Genomic DNA, 9,133 nt, shown 5'->3' on the forward strand with positions numbered 1-9,133 from the left:
GTCCTCGAGGCCGTCGTACAGCGGGAAGTCCTGGGCCAGCTTGGAGACGCGCTGACGCAGGGAGTCCAGGTCGGCGGAGCCGGTCAGCGCGGCGGCGATGATCTCGGCGACCTCGGTGAACTGCTCGTCGCCGAAGCCGCGGGTGGCCAGGGCCGGGGTGCCGATGCGCAGGCCGGAGGTGACCATCGGCGGGCGCGGGTCGAACGGAACCGCGTTGCGGTTCACGGTGATTCCGATCTCGTGCAGGAGGTCCTCGCCCTGCTGGCCGTCGAGCTGCGAGTTGCGCAGGTCGACCAGCACCAGGTGGACGTCGGTGCCGCCGGTCAGGACGGTGATGCCCTTGTCCTTGGCGTCGGCGGCGGTCAGGCGCTCGGCGAGGATCTTGGCGCCGGAGATGGTGCGGGCCTGACGCTCCGCGAACTCCGCGCTGCCGGCGATCTTGAAGGCCACGGCCTTGGCGGCGATGGCGTGCATGAGCGGGCCGCCCTGCTGGCCCGGGAAGACCGAGGAGTTCAGCTTCTTGGCGAACTCCTGCTTGGCCAGGATCAGGCCGGAGCGGGGGCCGCCCAGGGTCTTGTGCACGGTGGAGGACACGACGTCGGCGTGCGGGACCGGCGACGGGTGCAGCCCGGCGGCGACCAGACCGGCGAAGTGCGCCATGTCGACCCACAGGTACGCGCCGACCTCGTCCGCGATCTCACGGAAGGCGGCGAAGTCCAGGTGGCGCGGGTACGCCGACCAGCCGGCGACGATCACCTTCGGGCGGGTGTCGCGGGCGATCTTGCGAACCTCGTCCATATCGACGCGGTGGTCTTCCTTGGATACGCCGTAGGCGTGCACCTCGTACAGCTTGCCCGAGAAGTTCAGGCGCATGCCGTGGGTGAGGTGGCCGCCGTGGGCCAGGTCCAGGCCGAGCAGCTTCTCGCCCGGGTTCATCAGCGCGGACAGGACGGCGGCGTTGGCCTGCGCGCCCGAGTGCGGCTGGACGTTGGCGAAGTCGGCGCCGAAGAGCTCCTTGACGCGGGCGCGGGCCAGATCCTCGACGATGTCGACGTTCTCGCAGCCGCCGTAGTAGCGGCGGCCCGGGTAGCCCTCGGCGTACTTGTTGGTGAGCACGCTGCCCTGCGCCTGCAGGACCGCGCGCGGCACGAAGTTCTCCGAGGCGATCATCTCGAGGGTGTCGCGCTGGCGAGCGAGTTCGCCGCCCATCGCGGCCGCGACCTCGGGGTCGAGTTCGGCGAGGGACTGGCTGTTCACAGAGGCGCTCGTCTGGGTCGTCACGCCGCCGAGTGTATTGGCCGCCGCCGCGGAGTCGGTCAGTGGGTTCAGGGAATCGTGCATGGCGCACCTCCGTCGTCCGGGTACCCCGAATCGGAATTCGGGGATCGCCAGGCACCCAGGCGCGCGGTGCCGGACTTGGGGTGCTTCCCGGTGGTTACTTCCACCTCGAGTGCGCCAGTCGCGGTCCTCCCATCCTAGCCAACCGCGTTAACAGTCCTTCGAGTGGACAGAATCACAGATACAGGCTATGGCGGAGCAACAAATCTCGGTAAGGTGACGCACGACTGACCCAGATGGGTCAGTGTCCTTGGCCCTACCCACATTTCGAGGAATGGATCACATGCTGTTCAACATCGCTACCGGTGGCCCGACCGACATCCTCTTCACCCTGCTGCGGACCCTCTGCACCATGTCCAGCGGCGGCACCACCCAGTGCGCGACCTGGGGCGCGTAGTACCGGGACCCACGGGGAGTACCCCTCACATGCGGCGGATCGCGCCGGGTGTGAGGGGTTCGTCCAACAGACGGCGGAAACGCTCGGACCGCTCGGCGGCATCGCCCGCCCGATCCAGCCAGCCGCCCAGCAGTCGATAGCCCTCCACATAGGTGGAGATGTAGGCCCGCCACAGCGGTGAGGACAGGAACCGCAGCGACTGGGTGGCCCGCTCCGGCGTGACCAGACTCCAGCGCTGCAGATACTCCGCGACCTCGGTCGAATCACGCTTGCGGTCGTGCAGCAACAGCGCCGCATCCTGGCGGACGCTCAACAGGTTCGCCGACGCCGTCGAAATCCGCTCGGCGCGTTCACCATCGAAACGCAGTCCGAGATCGGCGTAGATCTCCTGCGCCCAGCGGCCCCAGCCCGGGCCCACGATCGACTTCAGGGCCAGATCGGCCAGCCCCTCCGCCATCAGGCACTGCGGGGTGTTCACCACGAACAGCGTCTGCTCGTCCTGCCCGGCGCCGACCAGTCCGGCCTCCTTGCGGCAGTGCTCGGTGTGGTGGCCCGGGTAGGACTCGTGCGCGATCAGCGCGGGCAGATGCGACAGGTGTTGCTTGAGATCGGAGTTGATGGCCACCCGGGACTGATAGTCACCCAGGTAGTAGTTGAAGCCCGACCACGGCTTGTCGCCCACCACTTCGTATTCCACGCGCTCGTTGTCGGGCAGCGGGTAGCGGTCGCGGACCAGTTCGCGCAGCGCGCCGGAGAAGGCGGCCACGCATTCCCGCAGGCGTTCGGGCGGGATCTCGTCCTGGCGGCGGTGCGCGGAGATGCGATCCAGCAGCGGGCCGTCGCCGGGCAGCACCTCGTCGAGCTGCCGGTGCGCCTCGCGGTAGTCCTCGGTGTCGCCCGGGGCGATGTCCACGTCGAAGTAGGCGCTCACCTCGTCGACGAAGGAGATGTCCTCCCCCGCGAACTTGCGCCCGGAGCACTCCAGCGCCCGCAGGTGGACGTCGAGGAATTCGACCCGTTCCTCGGACAGGCCCGCCTCGGGCAGTTCCTTGCGCAGGCCCGCGGCCCTGTGCGCGAGCTCGCGCGGTTCGGGCACGGGTCCGTTCTCGACTTCGCGCCGCAGGGCCGGATCGCCGGTGTAGGCGTCGACGAACCCCTCCTCCAGCCGATCGAAGGCCAGTCCCAGCCGCAGATACTCGGTCACCAGGGGATGCGCTGCCCTGTTCAATTTGCCCTCCGCTTCGCTCCGGGCGGGTTCGCGGGCAGGCCCAGGGTGATGGGTGCCGTGGAGGTCTCGTTCTTCCCTCCTCCGCTCCTCCGCTTCGCTCCCCCGCTCCAAGGCGGAGGTCTATCAAGCCGCAGTCCAGAACGAGACGGGCCGCGAACCATTATGGTCTTGCACCCCTCGGGTTGCCCTGCCACACAACCTCACCGGACACGCCGGAGCATTGAGATGTAGCCCATCTCACTCTGGTTACCGGCCAGTAGCAACACCTGGTGTTCACCTCGATGTTGGAGCCGAGCACAATTCGGCTATGCGTGGAGTGTTGGCGACGCGGAGCGAGTGTCAGATCCGAGGACACGAGTGTCGAATGCAAGGACACGAGTAATGGCACGGATGAGCGAGCCCAGCCCCTACGTGGAATTCGACCGCAAGCAGTGGCGCACCCTGCGCAAGGCGACTCCCCTGGTGCTGACCGAAGAAGAACTGGTCGGCCTGCGCGGTCTCGGGGAGCAGATCGACCTCGAAGAGGTCGCCGAGGTCTACCTCCCACTGGCCCGACTCATCCACCTGCAGGTCGCGGCGAGGCAGCGCCTGTTCGCCGCCACCGCCACCTTCCTCGGCGAGACCCACCCCGACCGTCAGGTGCCGTTCGTCATCGGCGTGGCGGGCTCGGTCGCGGTCGGCAAGTCCACCACCGCGCGTGTGCTGCAGGCGCTGCTGGCGCGCTGGGACCACCATCCGCGGGTGGATCTGATCACCACCGACGGATTCCTGTACCCGACAGCCGAACTCACCCGGCGCGGCATCATGCACCGCAAGGGCTTCCCGGAGTCCTACGACCGGCGCAAGCTGCTGCGATTCGTCACCGAGGTGAAATCCGGTGCGTCCGAGGTGTGCGCGCCCGTCTACTCGCACATCGCCTACGACATCGTGCCCGGCGAGTACCACTGCGTGCGCCAGCCCGACATCCTCATCGTCGAGGGCCTCAACGTGCTGCAGACCGGTCCGCGCCTGATGGTGTCCGACCTGTTCGACTTCTCGGTCTACGTCGACGCCCGCATCGAGGACATCGAGAAGTGGTACGTGCAGCGCTTCCTGTCGCTGCGCAAGACCGCCTTCCAGGACCCGAACTCGCACTTCCACCACTACGCGAACTTCAACGACCAGGAAGCCACCAACCAGGCCAAGGAGATCTGGCACAACACCAACCGGCCGAACCTGGTGGAGAACATCCTGCCGACCCGGCCGCGCGCGACCCTGGTGCTGCGCAAGGACTCCGACCACACCATCAACCGGCTGCGGCTGCGGAAACTCTGAATCTCGTGCCTCGCCGCGGATTCGCGGCGAGGCACAGGGCGAGGGCGGTGAGTCCGAACGTCCAGGCGATGGGTCAGAGCGTCCAGGCGGCGTCCAGGCGCGCGCCCACATCGATGTCGGTGGCGGCCTTGATGTGCGGCTTCCCGATCTCGGTGGCGATGTAGCGCGCCACGAATCGCCGGATCTCGTGATCCACGCTGGCGATGATGCGCAGCAGTTCGCCGCGGCGGGTGGCGCTGGCCACATTGATCCGCACATTGCTGGGCTGCGGGTCGGCGATCTCGATGAGCACCCGCAGCGGTTCGGCGGTGCGGACCGTCAGATGCAGGTGGATGGTGCCGTCCACCCGGAACGGGTAGCGGTCCACCGCGAGGTCGATGAGCAGGTCGACCTTGAGCGGGATCACCAGGTCGAACGAGATGATGTCGTCCACTTCGCGATTGAGCCGGGGCTGCCCGAGCCGCACGGTCGCCGAGAGTTTGGCCAGTTTGCCCGGTCCCGCGCCGATCGGCCCGAATTCGAACGCCTCCCCGGTGAGCTTCCCGAACGCCCCGGCGATCCGCTCCGGCGAGGCGGCGTACGCGAGGAATCTCCGCCCGAATTCCTCGTAGCTCAGGTACGGCACCGCGACGACCTGGGATTTCGCTAGACCGCTCGAGTCCTCACGCAGCTCGCTCATACCACCAGACGGTACGGCAGCGACCGCCCCGCGAACGTCGAAGCCGTTGCACTGCAACGGAACCGTTGACCGACTGTTGTCTACACGCCGAAGCGGCGGTGCCGGGCCGCGTAATCACGCAGGGCCCGCAGGAAATCCACACGCCGGAACTCCGGCCAGTACGCCTCGGTGAACCAGATCTCCGAATAGGCGCTCTGCCACAATAGGAATCCGGACAAGCGCTGCTCACCGGAGGTGCGGATGACCAGATCCGGATCGGGCTGGCCCGAGGTGTAGAGGTGCTGGCCGATGGCGTCGACGGTGATCGACTGCACCAGATCCTCGCCGGTCTCGCCCGCGTCCATCTCCTGGCGGACCAGGGAGCGGACGGCGTCGGCGATCTCCTGGCGGCCGCCGTAGCCGATGGCCACATTGACGTGCACGCCGGTGCGACCCTCGGTGCTCTTGGCGGCCTCGCTCAGTCGCCGCGCGAACTCGGCGGGGAGCTGATCGAGCGCGCCCACGATGCGGACGCTCCAATCCTGTTCCGGCGCAGACAGTTCGTCGACGACGTCGGTGATGACCTCGAAGAGGGTCTCCAGCTCGTCGGAATCGCGGCCCAGATTCTCGGTGGAGAGCAGGTAGAGGGTCACCATCTCGATGCCGGCCTCACCGCACCAGCCGACCAGCTCAGCGATCTTCAGCGCACCGACCCGATGGCCGTGCGAGATGTCGCTGAACCCGTTCTCCCTGGCCCAGCGGCGATTACCGTCACACATCACGGCGACGTGCCGCGGATGTTGCTTACCCGCCAGCTGCCTGGCCAGCCGTGCCTCGTATACGCGATATGGGAGTCCACGCACCTGACCCACAAACTTCACGGCCGCAACCCTACGCTCACCCGCTTCGCTCCCCCGCCTCCCCGCATATTTTGCCGGTCGAAAGAGCCGTGGAACTTCCTGACCGGGCCGGCGGCTGGGAGCCGAACCGATTCTGGACGTACCCGACGAGTTACCCCGAGCGTTACGGAATCAGTGGTCACCTCGCGCATCGAAACAAACCTACGGTACCGTAGGTTACCGAGGAGGAACATATGGCCGACATCGTGCAGCCCGTTGATCACACCGCGGGTCTGGTCGAAACCGTCCGTGACGAACTGGCTCTCATCAAGCCCCGCCTGCGCGGCTGGATCCACGCCTGGGCCGTCGGGGTCGCCGCCATCGCGGTGATCGTGCTGGTGTCGATGGCGAGCACGGTGTCCGGGAAGGCCGCGTGGTCGACGCTGGTCTACGGCATCACCGTGTGCGGGGTGTTCGGGATCAGCGCGACCTATCACCGGGTGAACTGGAAGACCGCGCGCGCTCGCATGTGGATGAAGCGGGCCGACCACTCGATGATCTTCCTTTTCATCGCGGGCAGCTACACGCCGTTCGCGCTGCTCGGGGTGCGCGGGACCGCCGGGAACGTGCTGCTCGCCATCGTGTGGGCGGGCGCGCTGGCGGGGGTGGCGCTGAAGATGCTGTGGCCCACCGCCCCTCGCTGGGTCGGGGTGCCGCTGTATCTCTTGCTCGGATGGGCGATAGTCCCGGTGGCCGGGACGCTCATCGGCAATGTCGGTTGGACGCCGGTGATTCTGCTGCTCGCGGGCGGCATCGCCTACAGCGTGGGCGGGATCCTGTACGCCGCGCGCTGGCCCGATCCGTGGCCGGAGGTGTTCGGTCATCACGAGTTCTTCCACGCCGCAACGGTGATCGCGGCACTGTGCCACTACGTCGCGGTCTGGCTGGTCCTGCTGAGTTGATCGAGTAATTCCCCACAAAGGTGCAATCTCGGCCGAAAGTTCCCTAGAGTCTGCGACGTGACCAGCAGACTCATCCTGTGGGCGCTGCGGGCGCCGGGGGGTCTGTCTGCTGTCGTCATGGCGTGCAACCTCGGCGGCCTGGCGGTGATCACCACCGAACTGTTCCTGAGCGGCTTCCTGAGCCGGCTCGGTTCGAACTGGATCTCCACCTTCATCGGGGTGTCGATCTATCCGGCCATCGGCGCCCTCGCGGGCATCGTGCTCGCGGTGCGCGACCGGCGGCACTACTTCGGCTGGCTGGACCAGCACCGGCCGCCCACCGAACACGAGGCCCGGCGACTGCTGCGGCTGCCGCTGGCGATCACCGTCCGGGCGCTGGCCATCTGGCTGCCGGGCGTGATCGTGGCGGCCGCCATCTTCGCCCACGCCACCGAGGACCGCAGCTTCCCGGTGGTGCTGTCGATGTTCACCCTCGGCGGGCTGGAGTCGGCGGCGCTCACCTATCTGATCGTGGACCGGCTGATCCGGCCGACCATTCCGGTGGTGGCCGAGGTGCTCGACGAGACCGCGCACTGGAGCAATACCGTGCTGGCGCGAGTGCTCGTCACGTTCGCGGTGGCGGGCGCGGTGCCGCTGCTCATGCTGATCACCGTGCTCGCCGATCCGTCGACCGACAGTGACGACCGCATCCGGACCGGCATCTATCTCGCCATCGTCGGCCTGTCCGCGGGCGTGGTCGCGACGGCGGCGCTGGCGCGCGCGGTGGCCACGCCCATGCACACCTTGCGCGACGCGCTCGACCGGATCGCGCACGGCGATCTCGAGGCGCGGGTGACCATCAACAGCACCAGCGAGATCGGGCGGCTCGAGCATTCGGTGAACGAGCTGGCCGCCAATCTCAGTGAGCGCGAGCGCATGCGGACCGTCTTCGGGCGGCACGTGGGTGACGAGGTGGCGGAGCGGGCGCTGTCCGGCAGCCCCAGTCTCACCGGCGACATGCGGGAGGTGACCGCACTGTTCGTGGACGTCACCGGTTCGGTGGCGCTGGCCACCGAGCTCGCCCCGCACGACTTCGTGGCCAAGCTCAACCGGCTGCTGACCATCGTGGTGGCGGCCACCGAGGACAACCACGGTCTGGTCAACAAGTTCGAAGGCGATGCGGCGCTGTGCATCTTCGGCGCGCCCATCGCCCTCGACGACAATGCCACGCCCGCGCTGAAGGCGGCCCGCCGCATCCGCGACGAGGTGGCCGCGCTCGGCGAACTCGAGGTGGGCATCGGCATCGCCCGCGGCTGCGTCTTCGCCGGTGACGTCGGCACCGACACCCGCCTGGAATTCACGGTCATCGGCGACGCGGTCAACGAGGCCGCCCGCCTGACCACCGAGGCGAAGCTGGTCCCCCGCCGGATTCTCGCCTCTCAGGCGGTCATAGAAGCCGCCTCCGACGCCGAGCGCACACAGTGGATCCTGCACGACACTCTCCACCTCCGCGGCCGCAAGGAACCCACTCCGGGCTGGACCGATGTACCGGCCGTCGTGGCCGCGTCCCCCGCGTCGATCCACCGCAACGGCACCGCCCCGCAGGACGACCTCCGATCGGCCGCACCCCAACCCCCGAAACCCGCCGATCGCTGATCATTCATTCCGCGAACGTGGGGTGCGAACTCGGCGGGACCTGGCAATACTTCGGTGAAACAGATGACCTCAACACGCACCGGACTGTAAGACCGCCCGGCACCTCCGGGCAACGGAATATGCGCGTTGGCTATACCAGGCCCATCCGCCGGGCCCTTCGATCGCACTGTCGTACTACCGGATCGGCGAGGACTCGTACCCGAGGGTGATTCCCGGCGAGGCCGAGGGCCCGACAGTGAGTGCATGGAGGAGATCGGCGCGTTCGAGCGGAAGTCGGCGGCGGGATGGGAGCGGCCCGAGCGGGCGGTGCTCGCGTATCGGGCGGTGGTGGTTGCCCTGGTCGCCGGAGTGGCGGAGACGCTGGTGCGGGCGGCCCTGGTGCTCGAGGATCCCGGGATCGGGCTGTCGGGTGTCGCGGCCGGGCTGGGGGTTCGGGCGGCGATCTATCTGACGGTGTTCTGGCTCGCGGCCCGCATGTTGTTCGGAAGCCGTTGGGCGCGAGGGATTCTCGCGGTCGGGCTGGGCACCGCCGGGTTGGCTTCGCTGGTGGCGGAGCCGCTGAGCGCGCTGCTCGCGGCTGATTCCACGGGTGCGCTGTTCACCGGCTGGACGCCAGCCTCCGTGCTGATCGGGCTGTTTCGCACCGCACATATCCTCGCGGTCCTGGTCGCCGTTCCGGCCGCCGTGCTGGCGGGAAACCGCGTCCAGCCCACGCGATCTCGCGTGGCCTGACAATCCACACCCGCGCCCGCGCCTCAACCC

8 protein-coding genes are annotated in these 9,133 nt (G+C 68.0%); 4 read left to right on the forward strand and 4 right to left on the reverse strand.

What is annotated here, in order from left to right:
- Both glyA and ACFV4K_RS32255 read right to left on the reverse strand, forming a co-directional pair.
- A partial coding sequence (gene glyA / locus ACFV4K_RS32250) for a serine hydroxymethyltransferase (protein WP_379280023.1) occupies positions 1-1,281 on the reverse strand: 1,281 nt, incomplete at its 3' end.
- A 479-nt stretch (positions 1,282-1,760) separates the two neighbouring features.
- Positions 1,761-2,942: a DUF885 domain-containing protein gene (locus ACFV4K_RS32255; RefSeq protein WP_379280034.1), complete on the reverse strand. Its 1,182-nt coding sequence runs from the start codon at positions 2,940-2,942 to the stop codon at positions 1,761-1,763.
- A gap of 402 nt (positions 2,943-3,344) precedes the next feature.
- Between ACFV4K_RS32255 and coaA the strand changes: the two genes are divergently transcribed.
- Positions 3,345-4,277 carry a type I pantothenate kinase gene (gene coaA / locus ACFV4K_RS32260; RefSeq protein WP_379280024.1) on the forward strand — a complete coding sequence of 311 codons (933 nt, stop codon included), beginning with the start codon at positions 3,345-3,347 and terminating at the stop codon, positions 4,275-4,277.
- A 73-nt stretch (positions 4,278-4,350) separates the two neighbouring features.
- On the opposite strand, the gene ACFV4K_RS32265 is transcribed toward coaA, so the two are convergent.
- Together ACFV4K_RS32265 and ACFV4K_RS32270 are read right to left on the reverse strand one after the other, a co-directional pair.
- Entirely contained in the window at positions 4,351-4,956 is a 606-nt protein-coding gene (locus tag ACFV4K_RS32265; RefSeq protein ID WP_379280026.1) for a hypothetical protein, read from the reverse strand.
- Positions 4,957-5,036: 80 nt separating this feature from the next.
- Positions 5,037-5,816: an isoprenyl transferase gene (locus ACFV4K_RS32270; RefSeq protein ID WP_379280027.1), complete on the reverse strand. Its 780-nt coding sequence runs from the start codon at positions 5,814-5,816 to the stop codon at positions 5,037-5,039.
- A gap of 212 nt (positions 5,817-6,028) precedes the next feature.
- Here ACFV4K_RS32270 and ACFV4K_RS32275 point away from each other — a divergent pair, with 212 nt between their 5' ends.
- The 3 genes from ACFV4K_RS32275 to ACFV4K_RS32285 all read left to right on the forward strand — a co-directional run bounded on the left by ACFV4K_RS32275 (position 6,029) and on the right by ACFV4K_RS32285 (position 9,103).
- Positions 6,029-6,736, forward strand: a complete 708-nt coding sequence (locus ACFV4K_RS32275) for a hemolysin III family protein (protein WP_379280029.1) — start codon at positions 6,029-6,031, stop codon at positions 6,734-6,736.
- A gap of 57 nt (positions 6,737-6,793) precedes the next feature.
- Positions 6,794-8,371: an adenylate/guanylate cyclase domain-containing protein gene (locus ACFV4K_RS32280; RefSeq protein ID WP_379280031.1), complete on the forward strand. Its 1,578-nt coding sequence runs from the start codon at positions 6,794-6,796 to the stop codon at positions 8,369-8,371.
- 243 nt (positions 8,372-8,614) lie between these two features.
- A complete protein-coding gene (locus tag ACFV4K_RS32285) occupies positions 8,615-9,103 on the forward strand; it encodes a hypothetical protein (protein ID WP_379280032.1) in 489 nt (162 codons plus the stop codon).
- The last annotated feature ends 30 nt before the right edge of the window (positions 9,104-9,133 follow it).

The sequence above is a fragment of the Nocardia sp. NPDC059764 genome, from assembly GCF_042732555.1.
Taxonomy (GTDB): Bacteria; Actinomycetota; Actinomycetes; order Mycobacteriales; family Mycobacteriaceae; genus Nocardia.

Coding starts and splice junctions, on each gene's coding strand:
- ACFV4K_RS32265 (WP_379280026.1), bottom strand. CDS start 4,956: ATGAGCGAGCTGCGTGAGGACTCGAGCGGTCTAGCGAAATCCCAGGTC.
- ACFV4K_RS32275 (WP_379280029.1), top strand. CDS start 6,029: ATGGCCGACATCGTGCAGCCCGTTGATCACACCGCGGGTCTGGTCGAA.
- ACFV4K_RS32285 (WP_379280032.1), top strand. CDS start 8,615: ATGGAGGAGATCGGCGCGTTCGAGCGGAAGTCGGCGGCGGGATGGGAG.
- coaA (WP_379280024.1), top strand. CDS start 3,345: ATGGCACGGATGAGCGAGCCCAGCCCCTACGTGGAATTCGACCGCAAG.